This is a genomic window from Burkholderia sp. Ac-20349, from assembly GCF_017104865.1.
Lineage (GTDB): Bacteria > Pseudomonadota > Gammaproteobacteria > Burkholderiales > Burkholderiaceae > Burkholderia > Burkholderia aenigmatica.
In genome coordinates, this window is sequence record NZ_JAAGPM010000046.1 from 35,677 (window position 1) to 55,648 (window position 19,972).

At 67.7% G+C, this 19,972-nt stretch carries 16 protein-coding genes; 2 read left to right on the top strand and 14 right to left on the bottom strand.

Translation table 11 applies throughout. The features are described from left to right. Positions 1-9: 9 nt before the first annotated feature. The 7 genes from G3N61_RS17095 to G3N61_RS17125 all read right to left on the bottom strand — a co-directional run bounded on the left by G3N61_RS17095 (position 10) and on the right by G3N61_RS17125 (position 10,658). Positions 10-1,743, bottom strand: coding sequence for a site-specific integrase (locus G3N61_RS17095; RefSeq protein ID WP_205823138.1), 1,734 nt, complete (start codon positions 1,741-1,743; stop codon positions 10-12). A gap of 131 nt (positions 1,744-1,874) precedes the next feature. After that, the gene (locus G3N61_RS17100; protein ID WP_205823139.1) at positions 1,875-3,143 is read right to left on the bottom strand and encodes a nitrate/nitrite transporter; all 1,269 of its coding nucleotides are present in this window, start codon (positions 3,141-3,143) and stop codon (positions 1,875-1,877) included. Positions 3,144-3,158: 15 nt separating this feature from the next. Further along, positions 3,159-3,944, bottom strand: a complete 786-nt coding sequence (locus G3N61_RS17105) for a peptidylprolyl isomerase (protein WP_205823140.1) — start codon at positions 3,942-3,944, stop codon at positions 3,159-3,161. A 9-nt stretch (positions 3,945-3,953) separates the two neighbouring features. After that, a complete protein-coding gene (gene narI, locus G3N61_RS17110; RefSeq protein ID WP_043192090.1) occupies positions 3,954-4,637 on the bottom strand; it encodes a respiratory nitrate reductase subunit gamma in 684 nt (227 codons plus the stop codon). Between the two features lie 26 nt (positions 4,638-4,663). Further along, on the bottom strand, positions 4,664-5,359 hold the full coding sequence (gene narJ, locus G3N61_RS17115; RefSeq protein ID WP_205823151.1) for a nitrate reductase molybdenum cofactor assembly chaperone: 696 nt from the start codon (positions 5,357-5,359) through the stop codon (positions 4,664-4,666). Further along, the gene (gene narH, locus G3N61_RS17120) at positions 5,359-6,888 is read right to left on the bottom strand and encodes a nitrate reductase subunit beta (protein ID WP_205823141.1); all 1,530 of its coding nucleotides are present in this window, start codon (positions 6,886-6,888) and stop codon (positions 5,359-5,361) included. Before narH ends, narJ begins: the two co-directional genes overlap by 1 nt. Further along, entirely contained in the window at positions 6,885-10,658 is a 3,774-nt protein-coding gene (locus G3N61_RS17125; RefSeq protein WP_205823142.1) for a nitrate reductase subunit alpha, read from the bottom strand. The genes narH and G3N61_RS17125 overlap by 4 nt, the downstream gene beginning before the upstream one ends. A 442-nt stretch (positions 10,659-11,100) precedes the next feature. On the opposite strand from G3N61_RS17125, the gene G3N61_RS17130 reads away from it, so the two are divergent. After that, positions 11,101-12,285 carry a tetratricopeptide repeat protein gene (locus G3N61_RS17130; RefSeq protein ID WP_205823143.1) on the top strand — a complete coding sequence of 395 codons (1,185 nt, stop codon included), beginning with the start codon at positions 11,101-11,103 and terminating at the stop codon, positions 12,283-12,285. Between the two features lie 132 nt (positions 12,286-12,417). Here the strand turns inward: G3N61_RS17130 and G3N61_RS17135 are convergent, their stop codons facing one another. The 5 genes from G3N61_RS17135 to G3N61_RS17155 all read right to left on the bottom strand — a co-directional run bounded on the left by G3N61_RS17135 (position 12,418) and on the right by G3N61_RS17155 (position 17,353). Beyond that, positions 12,418-12,609 (bottom strand): DUF2964 family protein, encoded by a 192-nt coding sequence (locus tag G3N61_RS17135; RefSeq protein WP_043192097.1) that lies wholly within the window; start codon positions 12,607-12,609, stop codon positions 12,418-12,420. Positions 12,610-12,624: 15 nt separating this feature from the next. Continuing rightward, positions 12,625-13,104 (bottom strand): universal stress protein, encoded by a 480-nt coding sequence (locus G3N61_RS17140; RefSeq protein ID WP_205823144.1) that lies wholly within the window; start codon positions 13,102-13,104, stop codon positions 12,625-12,627. Between the two features lie 160 nt (positions 13,105-13,264). Further along, positions 13,265-15,049, bottom strand: coding sequence for a hypothetical protein (locus G3N61_RS17145; RefSeq protein ID WP_205823145.1), 1,785 nt, complete (start codon positions 15,047-15,049; stop codon positions 13,265-13,267). Between the two features lie 2 nt (positions 15,050-15,051). Further along, on the bottom strand, positions 15,052-16,182 hold the full coding sequence (locus G3N61_RS17150) for a 2-dehydro-3-deoxygalactonokinase (protein WP_205823146.1): 1,131 nt from the start codon (positions 16,180-16,182) through the stop codon (positions 15,052-15,054). A gap of 49 nt (positions 16,183-16,231) precedes the next feature. Continuing rightward, a complete protein-coding gene (locus G3N61_RS17155; protein ID WP_205823147.1) occupies positions 16,232-17,353 on the bottom strand; it encodes a porin in 1,122 nt (373 codons plus the stop codon). A 319-nt stretch (positions 17,354-17,672) separates the two neighbouring features. On the opposite strand from G3N61_RS17155, the gene G3N61_RS17160 reads away from it, so the two are divergent. After that, entirely contained in the window at positions 17,673-18,668 is a 996-nt protein-coding gene (locus G3N61_RS17160) for a LacI family DNA-binding transcriptional regulator (RefSeq protein ID WP_346778577.1), read from the top strand. Between the two features lie 29 nt (positions 18,669-18,697). On the opposite strand, the gene G3N61_RS17165 is transcribed toward G3N61_RS17160, so the two are convergent. Next, a complete protein-coding gene (locus G3N61_RS17165) occupies positions 18,698-19,603 on the bottom strand; it encodes an SMP-30/gluconolactonase/LRE family protein (protein ID WP_051890432.1) in 906 nt (301 codons plus the stop codon). 71 nt (positions 19,604-19,674) lie between these two features. Continuing rightward, a partial coding sequence (locus tag G3N61_RS17170) for a TOBE domain-containing protein (RefSeq protein ID WP_205823149.1) occupies positions 19,675-19,972 on the bottom strand: 298 nt, incomplete at its 5' end.

A 19,972-nucleotide genomic window follows, 5' to 3' on the forward strand; every position in this document is an offset into this window, starting at 1 on the left:
ACGACGCGGTTACTTGTCGGCCGCGAACGCGCTCGACATCTGCCGCGCCCGCTTCACGTCGTCGCCATGCAGATAAATCGACGTCGTGGAAATCGACGCATGTCGCAGGTTGTCGCGCACGGTCGTCAACTCCGCGCCGCGCGCCAACGCGTGCGTCGCGTGCGTATGACGCATCCAGTGCGGGCTCGCCTGCCGCAGCTTCTGCGCGAGCGCGGGATTGTCGGCATCGACTTGATCGGCCGTCTGCGCGAAGAAACGCTGCATCACCTTCCACAGCCGCACGCTCGTGATCGCGGCCGCACCGTCCTCCGCGAGGCTCGGGATCAGCGGCGTGTCGGGCCGCCAGCGCGATGGCGTGACCGGCAACCGGCGTGCGACCAGAAAACGGTCGAGCCCCGTCCGCGCGAGCGGCGGCAGCGCGACGCGCGCGGCCTTGCTGCCCTTGCCGATCACCTTCAGCCACGCGTCGCCGTGCGCATCGGTCTCGATGTCGCCAAGCGTCGCGCCGACCAGCTCGCTCGCGCGCAGCCCGGTCGCATAGCCGAAATCGAGAATGAAGCGCAGCCGTTGCGCGGCGGCCGCCGTCCAGCCGGACTGCGACGCGGCCGGCGTGCCCTTGCTGAACTCGAGCCCGTCGGCGATCGTGCGCACGAGCAGCCACTCGCCTTCGGTGAACGCATGCGACGTGTCGAGTGCGTTCGCGCCACGCGTGTCGCGCACCTTGACGCCCGCGAACGGATTCGCGAGCAGGTAGCGCTGCTCGATCAGCCAGCGAAACAGCGCGCCGAGCACCGATAGCGTGTATGCCGCCGAGCGCGCGGACAGCGCGCCCGAGAACGGCCGCCAGTCGGGCGCACCGCGCGGCCGCACGGGCCCGACCCAGCGCTCGTGCGGTGTCGGGCGCCGTACGAACGCGCGATACGCGACCGCATCCTCGGTCGTCAGCGACGACAGCGCGCGGCCGCGCTCGACGATCGCCCACAGGATCAGCCGCTCGGCCTCCTTCCGGTACGCACGCCGTGTCGCGGCCGATTCGTGCAGCGACAGCCACGCGTGCACGGCCGCGTAATCGTTGTCCGCATCGAGCGTGCTGGTCGCGCGCGGCGCACGGAACGTGCCGGCCGAGCCGTCGACCTCGTGCGGCAGCTTCAGTTGCTCCCACGGTACGATGCTGCCGCGCGGCGTCGCCGCGATCAGCGCGCGCGCCCGTTCGGTCAGCGCCGGATGCGCGGCAAAAAACGCCTCGATGTGCCGCGCACTGGCCATACCGAGGCCCGTGATCGCACGCCACCACTGGCGCCGGCGCGGAATCCGCACCGTGAGATCGGCCAGCGTCGCGATCCCGTGCGCACGCAGCGCGACGACCGCGCGCGCGGGCAGCCACAGACCGACGTCGTCACTGATCTGCGGGACCGGCGGGCGCGCATGACGCAGCAGGCCGATGGCTTCGGCGACAGCCTTCGCCTCCTGCAAACGCTCACCGTCAGGATGACCGAGTTGCTCCGCGAGATCGGGCCGGCCAGCCTGCCGCGCGACGCGCACGAGACGGCGGCGGATGACGCCGATCACGCCGCGCGCCGAGCGCCCTTCGCCGAGACGATCGGGCAGGTAGCGCGCGACGGCCTGGCGCACGGTCATGCCCGCATACCACGCACGCAGCGCGGCCAGTTCATCGGCGTCGGGGAAGCCTGCGGGCGCAGGCGCAGAATCGGGGGAAGGCGGTGAAGCGAGGCGCGGTTTCATGGCCGCCAGTTTGACAGAAGCGCGCGCGGCCGGATACGTGGCGCGCGGCGTTCCTGGCGCGACGGGCGACGTAGCGCGACACCGGATCGCTCCGGCGTGGCGCTCAGACACATCACATCGATCGAAACCCGTCAGCCCGTGACCGGCGTGCGCCGCACTTCCGACAAGTAGATCAGGATCAGCGACACCCACACGATCCCGTACAGGAACATGAAGCAGGTCGTGCGCACGCGCAGCAGGTCGAGCAGCACGCCGAACAGGATCGGCAGCAGGAAACCACCGAGCCCGCCCGCGAGCCCGACGATGCCCGTGACGACGCCCATGTTGTCCGCGAAATCGTCGGCGACGTACTTGAAGGTCGACGCCATCCCGAGCGCGAACACCGCGCCGAGCACGAAGGTCAGCGCGACGAAGCCGGCCACCGGCATCGACACGTTCAGCGTCGCGGTGCCGTCGATCGTGTGGATCACGAAGTCGGTCGCCGGATACGACAGCAGGAACAGCGCGATCCACGCGATCCACAGCCCCCACCATGTGACCGCGTGCGCGCCGAAGCGGTCGGACAGCGCGCCGCCGAGCGCGCGCAGCACCGAGCCCGGCAGCGAGAAGCCGGCCGCGAACGCGGACGCCATCACGAGCGACATCCCGTATTCGCTCTTCAGGTACTGCGGAATCCACAGCGACAGCGCGGTGAAGCCGCCGAACGTGATCGAGTAATACTGGCAGAGCCGCCACACGCGCGGATCGCGCAGCACCTTGAACGAATCGAGCCACGAGCCGCCGCGCTTGCCCGCACCCGGATCCGGCGCCGACGCGAACCAGAAGATCGCGGCCGTGACGAGCAGCGCGACCGCGTAGACGCGCGGCACGAAGCGCCAGCCGTACGCATCGAGCAGCAGCGGCGTGACGAACAGGTTGACGGCCGCGCCACAGGTGCCCGCGCCGAACACGCCCATCGCGAGCCCGCGCCGCTGCGGCGGGAAGAAACGCGCGACATACGGCGTGCCGACCGCGAACGATGCGCCGACGCAACCGAGAAACAGCCCGATCAGCAGGAACTGCCACAGCTGCGTCGCGTAGCTGACGATATAGACGGGCACGGCGCACACGACGAGCAGCACCGTCATCACGATCCGGCCGCCGAAGCGGTCGGTCCAGGTGCCGAGCGGCAAGCGCATCAGCGCGCCGGTCAGCACGGGCGTCGACGTGAGCAGCCCGAACTCCGTGCTGTTCAGCCCGAGATCGGTGCGCAGCTGCACGCCGAGCACGCCGAACATCATCCACACGACGAAGCACACCATGAATGCGAGCGTGCTCGCGGCCAGCACCGACCACGCGCGCAGCGGGATGGCCGGCGCGCCGCCGGCCGGCACCACGTTACCTTGTTGTTGAGTTGCCATACGCCAAACCCCGTTTCATTGGACCAGCGGCCCGTTCGCGCCGTCGAATTCAACGCCTTCGACACGCGCGTCGCCCGCGAGAATCGCCACGTACTGCCGCATTGCCCGCTCCCGTACGCGTTCCGACAGGTACGCGGCGATCTGCGCGGCGGCTTCGTCGAACGGCACCGCATCGCCCGGCACGCGGCGCTCGATGCGCACGATGTGAAAGCCGAAGCGCGTATTGACGAGTTTCGGCAGCACGCCGAGCCCGTCGGTGTCGAACAGCGCGGCCTCGAATTCCGGCACCGTGTCGCCGCGCAGCAGTTGCCCGAGGCTGCCGCCGACTTCCGCCGACGGGCAGTTCGACGACGCCCGCGCGAGCGCTTCGAACGTGTCGGGTGCGGCCACCACGTCGGCGAGCGCGGCTTCCGCGCGCTGCCGCAGCGGCGCAAGCGGCACGCGGTCCGTCATCGCGAACAGCACGTGGCTCGCATAGACGATGTCGTTGCGGCGAAAGCGCGCCGGATGCTGCGTGTAGTAGCGCTCGCAATCCGCGCGATCGGGTTCGGGCACGTGCGTGAGTTCGCGGTCGAGCAATGCGTCGACGGCCGCGTCGTCGAGCGGCGCGCCTTCGTCGAGCAGCGCGAGCGACACCGCGCGCTGCCGCAGCAGTTCGCGCACCGCGAGCGCGCGCCGTGCGGCGTCGAGCGGATCGGGCGCGTCGCCGTGATGCGCGGCCTCGGCCGCGACCGCGTCGTCATCGATCGCGATGCCGTTGATGCGCAACGCGGCCGGTGCTTCGTGGAGAACGTCGTTCATGCGGCCTCCTCAGCGCTTGCGCACGAGCTGGTACGGGCGGATCAGGTACGCGACCGACGCGATCCCGCTCCAGATGTGCACCATCCGCGTGAACGGCGACACGAGGAAGATCGTGAAGCCGAGCAGGATATGCAGCCGGTACGTCAGCGGCACGCCGACGAGCAGGCTCGCGATGTCCGGCCGGAACGTGACGACGCCCTTCACGTAATCGGTCAACTGCTCGAACATCGCGCCGTCCATGTGGCGCGTCGACAGCACGACGGTGCCGAGCCCGAGCGCGAGCTGCACCCACAGCATCAGCACGATCAGGATGTCGGACTTGCGGCTGTTCTTACGGATACGCGGGTCGCCGAGGCGCCGCCAGATCAGGATCGTCAGCCCGATGATCGCGGCTACGCCTGCCGCGCCGCCGGCCACCATCGCGACCAACTGGTGCCCGGATGCGGAAAGAAACGGCGACACGAGCCAGTGCGGCGCGAGAAAGCCGCCGAAGTGCCCGAGCACAACGACCAGCACGCCCCAGTGGAACAGGTTGCTGCCGAGCCGCAGCATGCCGTGGCGCAGCAGCTGCGACGAATCGCTTTTCCACGTGTATTGCTCGCGGTCGAAGCGGATCAGGCTGCCCAGCAGCAGCACCGCGAGACAGATGTACGGATAGATCCCGAACAGGAATTGATGCAGGTAATCGTTCATGGCTTTCCCCTGTTGAACCGGCGCGCTTACGCGCGCCGCGCAGGCCGTTGATCGTAGAAGCGCACCGGTTCCTCCGCCGGCGTGGCCGCGCCGACGAAGCGCACGGCCTCGTCCGCATACGACGCGTCGAGCGCGCGGTAGTCGGCGGCACTCGGCCGCTCGGCGGCCACGTCGTCGTCGGTGGCACCCGGCGCGTCGGCCGGCGCGAGCCCGGCCATCGGCAGCAGCGCCCCGACGACGAAGCCGTAATGGCTGCCACGCTGCGCGAGCTGGCCGGCCAGCGCGCTCAGGATCTCGCCGGTTTCGGCGAGCAGCTTGCGCGCATCGGGCGCCGGCAGCCGCGACAGGTATTCGAGAAACACGGGCAGGTAGTCGGGCAGTTCGCCCTGGTTCAAAAACAGCCCGTGCCGCTCGTACATCTGCAGCAGGTCGACCATCGCCTGCCCGCGGTCGCGCGATTCGCCGTGTACATGCTCGAACAGGTACAGCGACGTCGCGCGGCCACGGTCGAACAGCCCGACGTAGTTCTCCTGCAGCGTCAGCAGGTCGCGCTCGCGCACGTATGCAAGGAACCGGTCGAGGCCCGCGCGCACCGTTTTCGGCAGGCGCGCGTGCTCGCGCAGGTGCATTTCGATCGAATCGAGCGCGACAACGAGCGCCTCGTCGGGATAATCAAGCAGCGCCGCGAGCGCCGCATAGGTCGGATCGGGTGCGGTGCTCATCATCGGGAAGCCTCGTGGATCGGAATCGTCTTGCTGCCCTTCGTCGGGCTGAACAGGCTGGCCTCCGAACGGCCATCCGAGCAGCCGTTGCCGAACGAGAAGCCGCACGATGCGCGAAGGTCGTAGGCGTTCTCCGCATACTCGCGATGCGTGGTCGGGATCACGAAACGATCCTCGTAGTTCGCGATCGCGAGATAGCGGTACATCTCCTCGACCTGCGCGAGCGACAGCCCGACCTGGTCGAGCACGCCGCGCGCGTCGATGCCATCCACGTGGCGCGCGCGCATGAACGCGCGCATCGCGAGCAGCCGCTCGAGCGCGAGCTTCACGGGCGCCTCGTCGCCGGCCGTCAGCAGGTTCGCGAGATAGCGCAGCGGGATGCGCAGCGATTCGACGTCCGGCAGGTAGCCATTCATCCCGAGATCGCCGCTGTTCGCGGCCGCGTTGATCGGCGACAGCGGCGGCACGTACCACACCATCGGCAGCGTCCGGTATTCCGGATGCAGCGGGAACGCGATCTTCCAGTCGATCGCCATCTTGTAGGTCGGCGAACGGCGCGCGGCATCGATCCACGCGGCCGGCACGCCGTCACGCTCGGCCTGCGCGATCACGGCCGGGTCGTCCGGGTCGAGGAACAGCGACAGCTGCGCTTCGTACAGATCCTTCTCGTTCTCGGCGCTGGCCGCCTCGCTGATCCGGTCGGCGTCGTACAGCAGCACGCCGAGATAGCGGATGCGGCCCACGCAGGTTTCCGAGCACACGGTCGGCTGGCCGGCCTCGATGCGCGGATAGCAGAAGATGCACTTCTCGGCCTTGCCGCTTTGCCAGTTGTAGTAGATCTTCTTGTACGGGCAGCCCGACACGCACATGCGCCAGCCGCGGCACTTGTCCTGGTCGATCAGCACGATGCCGTCTTCCTCGCGCTTGTAGATCGAGCCCGACGGGCACGACGCGACGCACGCCGGGTTCAGGCAGTGCTCGCACAGGCGCGGCAGGTACATCATGAAAGTGTTCTCGAACTGCCCGTAGATCTCCTTCTGCACATTCTCGAAGTTGTAGTCCTTCGCGCGCTTCTCGAACTCGCCGCCGAGGATCTCCTCCCAGTTCGGCCCCCACTCGATCTTCTCGAGCCGCTGGCCGCTGATCACCGAGCGCGGCCGCGCGACCGGCATCGCGCGCGTATTGCCGGCTTCCTGCAGATGCGCGTAGTCGAACGTGAACGGCTCGTAGTAATCGTCGATCTCGGGCAGGTGCGGGTTCGCGAAGATCTGCGCGAGCAGCCGCCACTTGCTGCCGAGACGCGGCTCGATCTTGCCGTCCGCGCGCCGTTTCCAGCCGCCGCGCCAGCGGTCCTGGTTCTCCCAGTCCTTCGGGTAGCCGATGCCCGGTTTCGTCTCGACGTTGTTGAACCACGCGTATTCCATCCCTTCGCGGCTCGTCCATACGTTCTTGCAGGTCACCGAGCAGGTATGGCAGCCGATGCACTTGTCGAGGTTCAGCACCATCGCGATCTGTGCGCGTACCTTCATGACGTTTCTCCGGTAGCCCGTACGGCTTGCGTTGTGGGGTCGACCGCGGTCTCTTCGCCATCGAGCCAGTCGATCTTGTTCATCCTGCGCACGATCAGGAACTCGTCGCGATTCGAGCCGACCGTGCCGTAGTAGTTGAAGCCGTACGCGAGCTGCGCATAACCGCCGATCATGTGGGTCGGCTTCAGCGCGATGCGCGTGACCGAGTTGTGAATGCCGCCGCGCGTGCCGGTGATCTCGGAGCCCGGCGTGTTCACGATCTTCTCCTGCGCGTGGTACATCATCACCATCCCGGACGGAATCCGCTGGCTGACCACGGCCCGCGCGCACAATGCGCCGTTCGAGTTGAAACATTCGATCCAGTCGTTATCGACCGCGCCGATCGCCTTCGCGTCGTCCTCCGACATCCACACGATCGGGCCGCCGCGCGACAGCGTCAGCATCAGCAGGTTGTCCGTGTAGGTGCTGTGGATCCCCCACTTCTGGTGCGGCGTCAGGAAGTTCAGCACCCGTTCCGGGTTGCCGTTCGAACGCGTGCCGACCATGTTCGCGTAACTGCCCGTATCGACCGGCGGCTTGTAGGCGCACAGCGATTCGCCGAACGCGCGCATCCATGCATGATCCTGGTAGAGCTGCTGGCGGCCGGTCATCGTGCGCCATGGCACCAGCTCGTGCACGTTCACGTAGCCGGCGTTGTACGACACGTGCTCGGATTCGATCCCGCTCCATGTCGGCGACGAGATGATCTTGCGCGGCTGCGCCTGGATGTCGCGGAAACGGATCTTCTCGTCCGCGCGCGCGGCGGCCAGGTGCGTATGGTCGATGCCCGTGATGCCGGACAGCGCGCGCCACGCCTTCACCGCCACTTCGCCGTTGGTCTCGGGCGCGAGCGCGAGGATCACCTCGGCCGCGTCGAGCGCCGTGTCGATACGCGGCCGCCCTTGCGCCGCGCCGTCGGCCACCTTGTAGTTGAGCTCGCCGAGCAGCTTCACTTCGTCCTTCGTGTCCCAGCCGATGCCTTTGCCGCCGTTGCCGAGCTTGTCCATCAGCGGCCCGAGCGACGTGAAGCGCGCGTAGGTGTTCGGATAGTCGCGCTCGACGACGGTCACGTTCGGCATCGTGCGGCCCGGCACCGGCTCGCATTCGCCGCGCTTCCAGTCCTGCACGTCGAACGGCTGCGCGAGCTCGCCCGGCGTGTCGTGCGCGATCGGGGCGAGCACCACGTCGCGTTCGACGCCCAGATGCCCGTCGCACAGTTCGGAGAAGCGCTTCGCGATCCCCTTGAAGATCTCCCAGTCGCTCTTCGATTCCCACGCGGGATCGACGGCCGCCGACAGCGGATGGATGAACGGGTGCATGTCGGACGTGTTCATGTCGTCCTTCTCGTACCACGTCGCGGTGGGCAGCACGACGTCCGAGTACATGCAGGTCGTCGACATCCGGAAGTCGAGCGTCACGAGCAGGTCGAGCTTGCCGCGCGGCGCGTCGTCATGCCACGTCACTTCCTCGGGGCGCGTGCCGCCGGTCGCGCCGAGATCCTCGCCCTGCACGCCGTGGGTGGTGCCGAGCAGATGCTTCAGGAAATACTCGTGCCCCTTGCCCGACGAACCGAGCAGGTTCGAGCGCCACACGAACAGGTTGCGCGGGAAGTTCTCCGGCGCATCGGGATCCTCGCTCGCCAACTTCAGCGTGCCCGTCTTCAGCTGCTGCGCGAGCGCCTCGCCGGCATGCGCGGGATCGGCGAGCGCCGCGCCGACCTTCAGCGGATTCACCGCGAGCTGCGGCGCGGACGGCAGCCAGCCCATCCGTTCCGCGCGCACGTTGTAGTCGATCGGCGCGCCGTGGAACTTCGACTTGTCCGCGAGCGGCGACAGCAGCGTGGCCGGGTCCATCGGGTCGTAGCGCCACTGGTCGGTGTGCGCGTAGAAGAACGACGTCGCATTCATCTGGCGCGGCGGGCGGCTCCAGTCGAGCGCGCCGGACAATACCGTCCAGCCTGTCTGCGGCCGCAGCTTCTCCTGGCCCACGTAGTGCGACCAGCCGCCGCCCGGCTTGCCGACGCAGCCGCACATGATCAGCATGTTCATGATCGCGCGGTACGACATGTCCATGTGGAACCAGTGGTTGATCCCGGCGCCGATGATCACCATCGACTTGCCTTGCGTCTTGTGCGCGTTCTCCGCGAACTGCCGTGCGACCGAGATCACGTCCGCGCGCTTCACGCCGGTGATCGCTTCCTGCCAGGCCGGCGTGTACGGCAGGTCGTCGTCGTAGCTCGCGGCCACGTCGCGGCCGCCGAGGCCCTGGTCGAGCCCGTAGTTGGCGACGAACAGGTCGTAGACGGTCGCGACCAGCAGGTCGCCGTTGCGCGTCGCGATGCGCCGCACGCCGATCCGGCGCGACAGCTCGGACGTGTGCTGCGTCGAATTGAAATGCGCGTGCGGCTGGTTGCCGAAATACGGGAACAGCACGTCGACCACGTCGTCGTGCGCGGCCGTGCACGACAGCCGCGGCGCGAGTGCCGCGCCCTTCGACGTCTCGCCGCGCAGGTTCCACTTGCCCTTGTCGGCTTCGTCCTGCTGCCCCCAGCGGAACCCGACCGAGCCGACCGGCACGACGAACTCGCCGGTCGCATCGTCGATCATCACGGTCTTCCAGTCCGGATGCGCGGCTTCGTCGAGCGCATCGTCGAAGTCGGATGCGCGCACGAGGCGCTCGGGCACGTAACCGTCGCCGTGCGGCACGAGGCGCACGAGGCACGGCATGTCGGTATAACGCTTGCAATAGTCGGTGAAGTAGTCGCTCTTCCCCGCCAGATGGAATTCCTTGAGGATCACGTGCCCCATCGCGAGCGCGAGCGCGGCGTCGGTGCCCTGCTTCGGGTGCAGCCACAGGTCGCCGAATTTCGCGCCTTCCGAGTAGTCGGGGAACACCGACACGACCTTGGTGCCGCGATAGCGCGCCTCGACGAGAAAGTGCGCGTCCGGCGTGCGCGTCTGCGGGACATTGGAGCCCCACATCATGATGAACGTCGAGTTGTACCAGTCGGCCGATTCCGGCACGTCGGTCTGCTCGCCCCAGGTCTGCGGCGACGCAGGCGGCAGGTCGCAATACCAGTCGTAGAAGCTCAGGCACACGCCACCGATCAGCGACAGGTAACGGGAACCCGCCGCATACGACACCATCGACATCGCCGGAATCGGCGAGAAGCCGACCACGCGATCGGGGCCGTGCTGCTTCACAGTGTGGACATTTGCGGCCGCAACGATCTCGTTGACCTCGTCCCAGCTCGCGCGCACGAAGCCGCCGAGCCCGCGCCGGCTCTGGTACGAACGGCGTGCTTCGTCGTCTTCGACGATCGAGCGCCACGCGTCGACGGGCCCAAGCGTGCGGCGGCGTTCGCGCCACAGCTTCACGAGCGCGCTGCGCACCATCGGATGCTTGAGGCGGTTCGCGCTATACAGATACCAGGAGTAGGACGCACCGCGCGAGCAGCCGCGCGGCTCGTGGTTCGGCATGTCGGGACGCGTGCGCGGATAGTCGGTCTGCTGGGTTTCCCAGGTGACGATCCCACCTTTCACATAGACCTTCCACGAGCATGAGCCCGTGCAATTCACGCCGTGGGTCGAGCGGACGATCTTGTCGTGCTGCCAGCGCATCCGGTAGCCGTCTTCCCATTTTCGGTCTTCGTCCGTGACGGCACCGTGTCCGTCGGAAAAGCGTGGCCTCGTGGTGGAGAAATAACGCAATCTATCCAGGAAATGGCTCATGGGGATCTCGTTTTTCCGGTCTTTTGGCAGACCCTGATTATTTAAGGAGGTGAAATGGCGGATGTAAAGGTCGATCGGATCGCATTCGTTTCGCCCTTTCCACCGTGGTCGCATCGATTGTCGGGCGGATCGACATATCAAGACTTGATACAAATCACGATATCGTTGATCCGCGCGCAACAGCAAACGCCACCTGGGGCGTGAGCGCGCGGCAAGGCCTGCTATGCTGCGCACTGCATTCGCGCGTCATCCGTCCGCCGCTTCCCTGCATCGCGTAGCGGCGCTCGGATTTCGCATTGAAATGCGCTGAACATCCCTGCCATCCGTAGCGGGATTGGCATGCCGCAGCCGGTTGCAGGTCGACGGTTGCGCAACAGGTTCAGCGCATTTCCCTTTCCGGCCGTCGACCAATAAAACCCATACCAATAAGCACTGCAATTTCATGCCATCCCGACTTCTCGCCGCGCTCGCTGCCGCGGCCTTGAGCTGCACCGTCCTGCCCGCTGCCCACGCACGCACCTATGTCCCGCCGACCGCGTCGTTCGGCAAAGGGGCTTATGTGCATCAATTCGTGCTGCGCGACCCCGTCACGCACCGGCCGCTGCCGAATGCACGCTACCGGCTGCTGCTGCCCGGGCAGGTGATCGCGGGGCTGCCTCCCTATGAAGAAGGCGGCGAAAGCGTCGTGTTCGGCACGACCGATGCCGCCGGACGCACGGTGCGGATTCGCCTGCCCGCCCGTCATCCCGAGAGCGAGTGGGCGCTTCAGCCTGTCGTCGGCGAAGGCGACATGGGCGGGACGTTTCGCGTGATCGACGAAGAGACGGGGCGCCCCTACGGCCGTTACTCGTATGTACTCGACGTGACGGGCGCGTACCTGGCCTGCGGGCACATCGATGCCAACGGCTATACCGTCTTCGCGCAATCGCAGGTGGACCGCAAGCTCTGGTTGCACCCCACGGTATTGCGCGTGCCCGCGGACACCGACTGGTGTGCCGGGCCCGCCACGGACATCGCCAACCGTGCCGGCAATCCGGGCGTGCCCGATCTCTACACGCAGTATCTCGGCAGCCTGGTCGCCGACGGCCAGCACCTCGGCCGGGCACTCCAGGAACAGATCGCGGCCAAGATGGTCGCGCTGGCGATTGCCGAGCGGGACGAAGGCCGCATCGACACCGCGCTCGAGGTCGGCCATTTCTCGGATCGCATGTTGAACAGCGTCGGTTACGACCTCGTCAATGCGGGCCTGAAGATCGATCGCGCGATGGCGATGATCGATGCGCACCTGGCGACGTCACCGAACGACGCGTATGCGCTCGACAGCAAGGGCTGGGCACTGTATCGCCTCGGTCGCAACGACGACGCGCTGACGTGGTTCGACCGGTCGATCGCGATCTTCGCGAAGGACGACGACAGGGACAAGGGTGCGCGCGAAGCCTATGCGAGCGGGCTGACGCACAAGGGTGAAGTGCTGTGGAAGCTGGGCCGCGAGGATGCCGCGCGCGATGCGTTCGCGCAGGCGCGGAAGGTCCAGCCGGAGAACACGGACCTGGCGGAGACGTTGAAGCGGCTGGCGATACCGCTCGGGCAGGATGGCGCGAAGGCGCCGGGTACGGCAAGCGAGTAACCGGCGACGCGCGCGGACGGGCAAGCGGACGCATGGCGCGGCAACAGCTGTCGGCAGAAGCGTGGAAAGCGGCTGCCGGCTTAGTCCGGCACCGGCACCATCACCGGACGAGGCCGGCCACGCTCGCTTCCGTCACTCCTCGCCTTTCGCGCCTGGATTGAGCATCACGACGAAGCCCGCCACGCCGACGACCAGCGCGACCGCGCCGCCGCGCAGCGCCATCGCGTTGTCGAACAGCAGCCCCGACACGACGGCCATCATCCCCGCGAGCGACACGAACACGGCGATCGCCGCGACGACGATCCGGTACTGGCGACGTATCATCGCGCACCCGCCGCGTTAAGCAGCGGCAGCCGCAGCCGCTGCATCGTCGTCGTCGCCGCGGATCAGCAGCACCGGGCACTTCGAGCCGCGCACGAAGCGCTCGGCGACACTGCCGAGCAGCACGCGCCGGATGCCGCGCCGCCCGTGCGTGCCGACCACCGCGAGATCGATCCCGCCTTCCTTCACGTAGCGCTGCAGGCGTTCCGCGATGTCCTCGCCGATGCTCTCGGTCTCGACGAGTTCGGCCTCGCCCTTCGCGCCGGCCAGCGCGATGATCTGCTCCGCTTCGCGCAGCACCTTGCGCCCGTCGTCGCGGATTTCCTCGACCAGCGCGTGCGGGTCGAAACGGCCCGCGTACGTGAACAACACCGACTTGTCCACCACGTACACGACGCTGACGTGCGCGTCGCCTGCCAGCGCGACCTTCACTGCCTCGGCAAGCGCCTGTTTCGACGAAGCGCTGCCGTCGACGGCCACCATGATCTTCTCGTACATGCGAACCTCGCTGGGGTGAGTTGCCGCGCGTCTGATCGCGCGGCCTTGTCACCATCATCGGCGGATGACGGGTTCGAATGTTGATGGCGATCAAGTCGCGCCGGCATTCAGGCTGCGACCCTCCGACGCAGGGTGCCACCCCGCGCCTGAGGCCTTTGCGTCATCGTGCGTGCGGCGCGCGGTACTTGTGCTTGTCGAATCCGCTGTCCCGCGACCACGCGCCGGCGACCGCATCCACGTCCTGGCCCGCGAACGGCAGCACCGTATCGGGTTGGGCGCCGTGACGATAGTTCGGCCCGGTGAATTCGAGATCCGCCGCATAACCGAAGTAGTTGTTGCCGCTCCACACGATGTTCGCGTAACTGCCTTGCGCGTTCTTCGTCCGGAAGATCGCGCCGCTGTCCGATGCGTTGTAGAAGCGGTTGCCCGTCACCTGGAACGCGTTCGCGTAGCTGAGGTTTTCGACGATCGGCGTGACCAGGCCCGGCGTGCGCGTAATCACGACGTTGTCGCGCACGACGGAATCGGCCGAGCCCGCGGCCGACACGATCCGCCGCTTGTCGTTCAGGCTCAGGTTGTTCTCGACGATCGCGCCGGTTTCCTGCGCGACGTGGCCCAGCCCGTCGGAACCGCATCCGCAGAACAGCATCAGCCCGCCGTCGTTGTCGTGGCTGAAGTTCGCGGCCACGCGCGTGTTGCGCGTGCCGAGATCGGCGTCGAATGCCATCCCGTCGCCGGCCTCGATATTGTTCTGCAGCCGCACGCCGTTGACTTCGTTGTAGCGGAACAGCGCATCGTCCGTGTTGATCGCCCATGCGCCGGCGCTGTTGCCCGGCGCGCGCATCCAGATGTCGTACAGGTGATTCGCCTCGACCTGCGGCGCGGTTGCCGTGCGGACGATGATGCCGTCGCCGCCGACGTTGTGGATCAGGTTGTTGCGGAACACGACGCGCGTCACCGGGAAATAGTCGGTCGATGCCTGCGTGGCCGGATTCGTGAGGTAGGCCGAGTTGCCCTTGTACGGCGGATAGTCGCCGCACGGTGCGCCGCCCTCCCGGCACATCCACGCGGACCGGGTCGACAGCGCCACCGCGTCGACGTTGTAGATTTCGCTGTTCTCGACCGCGATGTCGTCGAAACCGGTCCGCTTCTCCTTCGTGCCGACAGCCTCGTTGTCGCGGGTCACTTCGAACAGCATCCCGCCGGTCGTCTTGTACGAACCGACCGTATTGCTCGCGACGTCCTTCAGATAGCCGCGCACGTGATGCACGTACACGTCGTCGACGTGATAGTGGCTGCCCGTGCCGTAATCCTCGAGCCGCACATACAGCCCGAGGCGGCCGCCGGGCGTGGTCGCATCGTTGGTCAGCTCGAGCGAGCGGATTTCCCAGTACTGGGTGTTGAAGAGAGAGATGGCCGCGCGGTTCACGGTCGGGTTGTCCGACTTGCACAGCGAGTAATAGCCGCTGAACCCGCTCGGCGTCTTGTGCTGCTCGGTGATCGACTGGTCGGGGTCGGCCGTCGCGTCGGTGCAGCCGGCCGCGATGACGGGGCGCGGCGCCTTCGGGTCACCGTACGCGTCGACGACGATCGGCGCACCGGCCGCACCGGTACTGCCCGGTGCGGGCGTGAAGCTGCCGTCGCAGGTCGTGCCGCGCTTGAAGCGCACGTGCATGCCGGGCGTGAGCACGATCCGGTTCAGCGTCGCGAGATCGTGGATCGGATTCGCGGTGGAGCCCAGCGTCGCGGGCGATCCCGTTCCGTTCGAGCCGAGCGAGCAGTCGACATGCAACGTGCCGGGCACTTCAGCGGTCGCCTTTTCGGCCGCAGCCGCGGGCACGGCCGCCAGCTGCTGCCCGGCCGCGACGCCGTCCGCCGATTCTCCACCACCGCATGCTGCGAGCGCGCCGATCAGCGGCGTTGCGACAATCTTCCAGTGTTTCAAGGTCAGTCTCCCGAAATATGGCATTCGTGATCCGGCATCGAGTCGACCGCGGGTCGATCCTCGCGCCGGCCGCTCATTCCGGCAGCCGGTTCGTCGACACGAACCGGCGCCCCCTCCTCGCTTGCCGCGGGCAGCAGCCCCGCCCGCTCGGCCAGCACCCACAGGCCGGCTGCCGCCGCGCCGTCGATCGTGTCGACGGGCGGCCAGCCGAACAGCGATGCCGCATGCTTGTAACGCTCACACAGCGCGGCGTCGCCGATCAGCATCGGTCGCAGCGCGTCATCGCGGGCCGCACCGCCCGGCCCGCCGTTCTCTGCGGCCAGCCCCGCGAGTTCGTGGCCGATCAGCACGCCGGACAGGTAGTCGGCCTGCTCGTCGGGCGCCAGATCGCCGGCCAGCAGCCGCGCACGGCTGCCGAAGATCGTCGCGAGCAGCCCCGTCGCATGGCCGGCCTGCGCGGCGCGTACGCCGCGTTCGAATGCGTCGCGCGCGAACCCGGCCGACGGCTGCATCGTGCGGCCGAGCAGGCTGTGCGCGCACAGCAGCGCGTACAGTTCGCCCGTCATGAACGTGCGGAAGCGTTCGATGCGCGAGCCGCGCACGGCGACCCACTTCGAATGCGTGCCCGGCAGCCCGATCCACCGGACCGGCGCCGAGCCGTGCACCGCGCCATCCACCTGCAGCGCACCGACGATCTGTGTCTCCTCGCCGCGCATCACGTTCGCCAGTTCGCCGCGCTGGATCAGCCCCGGCACGATGTGCACGGTCACGCCGCGCCGCGCGCGCACCGTCTGCAGCGACGCGCCGAGCCGCGCCGCATCGATCGGCACGTCCGCATACCGCGCCTCACGCCAGCCCTGCGTGCTGCCGACCATGCCCGCCGCGACGACCGGCAGCACCGGCCACGCGTCGAGCCATCCGCCGCACACGTCCTCGAACACCGCATCGCATGCGTCGGCGATCGCGATGCCCGCGCCGCCCAGCTGCATCACGCCCTTCGGTGCGGCCCGCTCGTCGAGCACCGTCCGCGCATCCGCCATCAGGTATGCGCGCAGCGACGTGGTGCCCCAGTCGAGTGCGATCAGGCGTGGCACCGGCGCTTGGCTGCCGGGCCGTGGTATTGCATCTTGCATAGGATTCCTCTGTTTGACGGTTGCGGCTCGATGCTTCGTGAGGCCCGGATCAGAAGAGCGTCTCGATACCCGCATAGACGCCCGTCTGCCCGTGCCCCGGCATCGGCGACGCACCGAGCCCGTTGCCGTTGCCGAGCCCCGGCGACTGCGGGTTCACGCCCAGGTTCGCCCCCGCGCTGTTGAACACGTGCGCGGCGGTCGCGTACAGGAACGTGCGTTTCGACAGGTCGTACATCGCGCCGAGGCCGATGATCGTCGAGCGCCCTTCGCCGCTGTGGTCGGCGGTCCATTGGCCCGCGTCGATCTTCATCGAATAGACGGCGCTCTGCAGATGCAGGAACGGCGTCGCGTCGTACGTCACGCCGCCCCAGTAGTAGTTCGCGGTACGCGACAAGCCGGCCGGCGTATCGGGTGCGCTGTAGCGCGTATAGCCGATCTGCACCAGCGCGGGGCCGAAGCGGTCGCGCACGCCGATGAACGCTTCCTGCGATGCGGTGAACAGGTTGTCTTCGCGGCCGTACTGGTTGCGGATCTCGTTCCAGATGGCACGCACCTCGAAGTCGCCGTGCGTGTACGCGACCGTCGCGCCGTCGGACAGGCCCGTTGCACCCACGTTGTTCGTCGAGCCGCGCAGCCAGCCGTTCGAGCTGTTGCCGAGGTTCGCCTGCAGCGCGAACGAGAAGCCGCCGAACTTCGGCGATTCATAACGGATCCCGTTCGACAGCTTCGGGCCGTTGCGGTACGACGTGAGCGACTCGACCGAATAGTTTTCCTCGAGCAGCGGATCGTACGACCAGATATAGCTGTTGATGAACGAACCCTGCCCGAGCCGCAGGAAACCGTAGCGCTCGTTCTTGAAGCCGACCCACGCGCCGCGCTGGAACAGCACGCCGCCGCCGTAGTTGCCGTTCGCCGCGTTGATCGACGATTCGAGCCAGAACACCGCCTGGTTGCCGCCGCCGAGATCCTCCTTGCCGGTGATGCCGAGGATGCTCGTCCCCCAGTCGTTGCCTTCCGAAATGCGCGAGCCCGTCGAATGCGGGCCGTTCTGCACGCCGCTCAGGTACTGCACGTCGCCGCCCACACGCCCCCACACGGTGACGCTCGATTGAGCCTGCGCCACCGCCGGCACCGCCAGGGCCAGCGCCGCGATCCACCCATACTGTCGCATCTAGATCTCCTCCTTCTTTTCGTTCACGTCTCGTTTGATTGGGGAAAGCGCTTTCCCTCGACAGCAAAAAAATTTCGCGGCGGTTGTCGTGCATCGTTTTCCGCTACGTTTCTTGCGGAAGGCACGCGTGCTATGCTCGCGAAATGGGAAAGCGTTTTCATTGTCGGCGCGCGGTTGCGCTTTTTCAAGAAAATTCTGGCCCTCCAAGGGATACTACCGAGTCCGATCGCGCGGCACGCCTGCGATGCCGCCGCCCGATCGCCGCCGCCGGTGCGCATGCTATGCTCGCCGGCAAAATGCACTGACACTCACTTTCATCGTGGCCAAGATCAACGAAGTCGCCGCCGCCGCAGGCGTCTCCATCGGAACCGTCTCGAAGTTCATCAACAAGACGAAGCGCTTCTCGCCCGACGTCGAGCGCCGCATTGCCGAAGCGATCGAGCAGCTCGGCTACGAGTCGAACCCGCTCGCGCGCTCGATGGCCACCGGCCAGACGGGTGCGGTCGGCGTCGTGATCCAGGACATTCTCAACCCGTACTTCACCGCGATGGTCAAGGGCGTGAACCGGATCGCGCAACGCAACGACTTCGTCGTCCTGATCGTCGATGCCGACGAGAACCGCAAGGGCGAGCGGCCCGCGCTGACCAAGCTGAGCCGGCGCGTCGACGGGCTGATCCTGAACACCAGCATGCCCGACGACGACCTGCGCTGGACCGCGAGCCTCGGCAAGCCGGTGGTCGCGGTCGGTTCCGCACCGCGCGACGGCCTGCTCACGCTGTACTCGGATCCGATCCGTGCGGGCGAGATGCTCGCGCAGCACCTGCTGATGGAGAAGTACCAGCGCTTCGCGTACATCAGCCTGCCGAACGCGCGCGGCGACGACGAACGCCGTGCCGGCGCCGAGCAGGTGCTCGCACGTGCCGGGCTGCCGCTGTGCACCTTCAGCGTGCCGCGTGCGACGGTGGCCGACGGCGAGCGCGTGTGTGCGTCGGTGATGCTGTCGGCCGAGCCGCCCGATGCGGTGATCTGCTACAACGACATGATCGCGGCCGGCTTCATCAAGGAGGCCGAACGGCTCGGTATCGCGATCCCGCACGACGTCGCCGTATGCGGCTTCGACAACCTCGAACTCGGCAAGCTCACGTCGCCCACGCTGACGTCGATCGACACCGAAACCGAGCGCGCGGGCGAAATCGCGATGACGACGCTGCTCGACGCGCTCGCGGGCAAGTCGCCCGCCCCGCATACGATGCTCGAAGCGCGGCTCGTCGTGCGCGAATCCACGGTACGGCCGCGCGACGCGCGCCGCCGCTGAGCGCTCGCCGCTTACTGCTTACCGCTCGATCAACGCGGCACGGCCGCGACCGCGTCCCCCAGCCACGCGCGCGCGACGCAATGCTGCTCGAGCCCTGCCACGCCCGGGCGCGTCTCGAACAGGCTGCCCGCGAGCGGCCCGCGCAACAACCCGTCCGCACTCACGTTGACCGATGCGGACGTCACGAACAGCGTCGCGCGATCGGCGCCGCCGAACGCGACGCTGGTCGGCCGCTGCACCGGCATTTCGACGACCTGGTCGAGCGCGCCGTCCGGCGCGTAGCGATGCAGCCGCCAGCCGTCCCAGATCGCCGACCACACGCCGCCCTCCGCATCGACCGCGAGCCCGTCCGGCACGCCGCGCGCGTCGCCGAACGTCGCGAACGGCCGCGCATTCGATAACCGCCCGGCATCGACGTCGAAGTCGTACGCGAAGATCGTGCGGCGGCCGGAATCCGTCACGTACATCGTCGTGCCGTCCGGGCTCCAGCCCATCCCGTTCGCGCACGCGAAGCCGGCCACCGCGACGCGCGACGCACGCGCATGCTCGAAGCAATGCAGATCGCCGGGGCCGTCGCCGTCGTCGGCCATCGTGCCGACCCAGAAGCGGCCACGCGCATCGACCGCGCCGTCGTTGTAGCGCAGCGACGGCCGCGCATGCGCGGCGTCGGCCAGCCGTTCGAGCGTGCCGTGCGCGGGGTCGAACAGGTGCAGGCCGCTCTTCAATGCGACGAGCAGCCGCCCGTCGTCGACGCCCGCGACGCAGCCGGCCAGTTCCGGCAACAGCCAGAAGCCGGTCTGCCCGTGGCCGGGCGTGTAGCGATAGAGCGCGGTGCGCTTGATGTCGATCCAGTAGAGCGACGCCGAGCGTTCGCACCAGAGCGGGCCCTCTCCCAGGATCGCGTTTGCGCCCTGTACCAGTTTTACTGTCGTCATCGAAATTCTGTTGTTATGCATGCGTTCGGCCGCCCGCCGGTACGGCGGGCGGAACTGCCGGGGAACCGGGCTCAGAGTGCGCGGCCCGCGTCGTCGAAGAAGTGCGCGTGCCGCATGTCGAAGCGCACGCCGACCGGCTGCCCTGCCGCGACCGTGTACGCGTCGCGGTTCTGTCGCACCGACAGCGGCCGGTCGTGGCCCGCGAGCTCGACATAGACGATCGTCGCGTCGCCCAGATGCTCGGCGTGCGTGACGCGGCCGTCGAGCCCCGTGCCCGGCGCGCCGACCGTGAGGTTCTCGGGCCGGATGCCGAGCTGCAGCGAACCCGACGGCCACGCGCGCGCGGCGTCCGGTGCCGCGGCGAGCGAG

Excerpts from the sequence above, each read along its gene's own strand:
- G3N61_RS17095 (WP_205823138.1), bottom strand. The coding sequence starts at position 1,743 with ATGAAACCGCGCCTCGCTTCACCGCCTTCCCCCGATTCTGCGCCTGCG.
- G3N61_RS17100 (WP_205823139.1), bottom strand. The coding sequence starts at position 3,143 with ATGGCAACTCAACAACAAGGTAACGTGGTGCCGGCCGGCGGCGCGCCG.
- G3N61_RS17105 (WP_205823140.1), bottom strand. The coding sequence starts at position 3,944 with ATGAACGACGTTCTCCACGAAGCACCGGCCGCGTTGCGCATCAACGGC.
- narI (WP_043192090.1), bottom strand. The coding sequence starts at position 4,637 with ATGAACGATTACCTGCATCAATTCCTGTTCGGGATCTATCCGTACATC.
- narJ (WP_205823151.1), bottom strand. The coding sequence starts at position 5,359 with ATGAGCACCGCACCCGATCCGACCTATGCGGCGCTCGCGGCGCTGCTT.
- narH (WP_205823141.1), bottom strand. The coding sequence starts at position 6,888 with ATGAAGGTACGCGCACAGATCGCGATGGTGCTGAACCTCGACAAGTGC.
- G3N61_RS17125 (WP_205823142.1), bottom strand. The coding sequence starts at position 10,658 with ATGAGCCATTTCCTGGATAGATTGCGTTATTTCTCCACCACGAGGCCA.
- G3N61_RS17130 (WP_205823143.1), top strand. The coding sequence starts at position 11,101 with ATGCCATCCCGACTTCTCGCCGCGCTCGCTGCCGCGGCCTTGAGCTGC.
- G3N61_RS17135 (WP_043192097.1), bottom strand. The coding sequence starts at position 12,609 with ATGATACGTCGCCAGTACCGGATCGTCGTCGCGGCGATCGCCGTGTTC.
- G3N61_RS17140 (WP_205823144.1), bottom strand. The coding sequence starts at position 13,104 with ATGTACGAGAAGATCATGGTGGCCGTCGACGGCAGCGCTTCGTCGAAA.
- G3N61_RS17150 (WP_205823146.1), bottom strand. The coding sequence starts at position 16,182 with ATGCAAGATGCAATACCACGGCCCGGCAGCCAAGCGCCGGTGCCACGC.
- G3N61_RS17155 (WP_205823147.1), bottom strand. The coding sequence starts at position 17,353 with ATGCGACAGTATGGGTGGATCGCGGCGCTGGCCCTGGCGGTGCCGGCG.
- G3N61_RS17165 (WP_051890432.1), bottom strand. The coding sequence starts at position 19,603 with ATGACGACAGTAAAACTGGTACAGGGCGCAAACGCGATCCTGGGAGAG.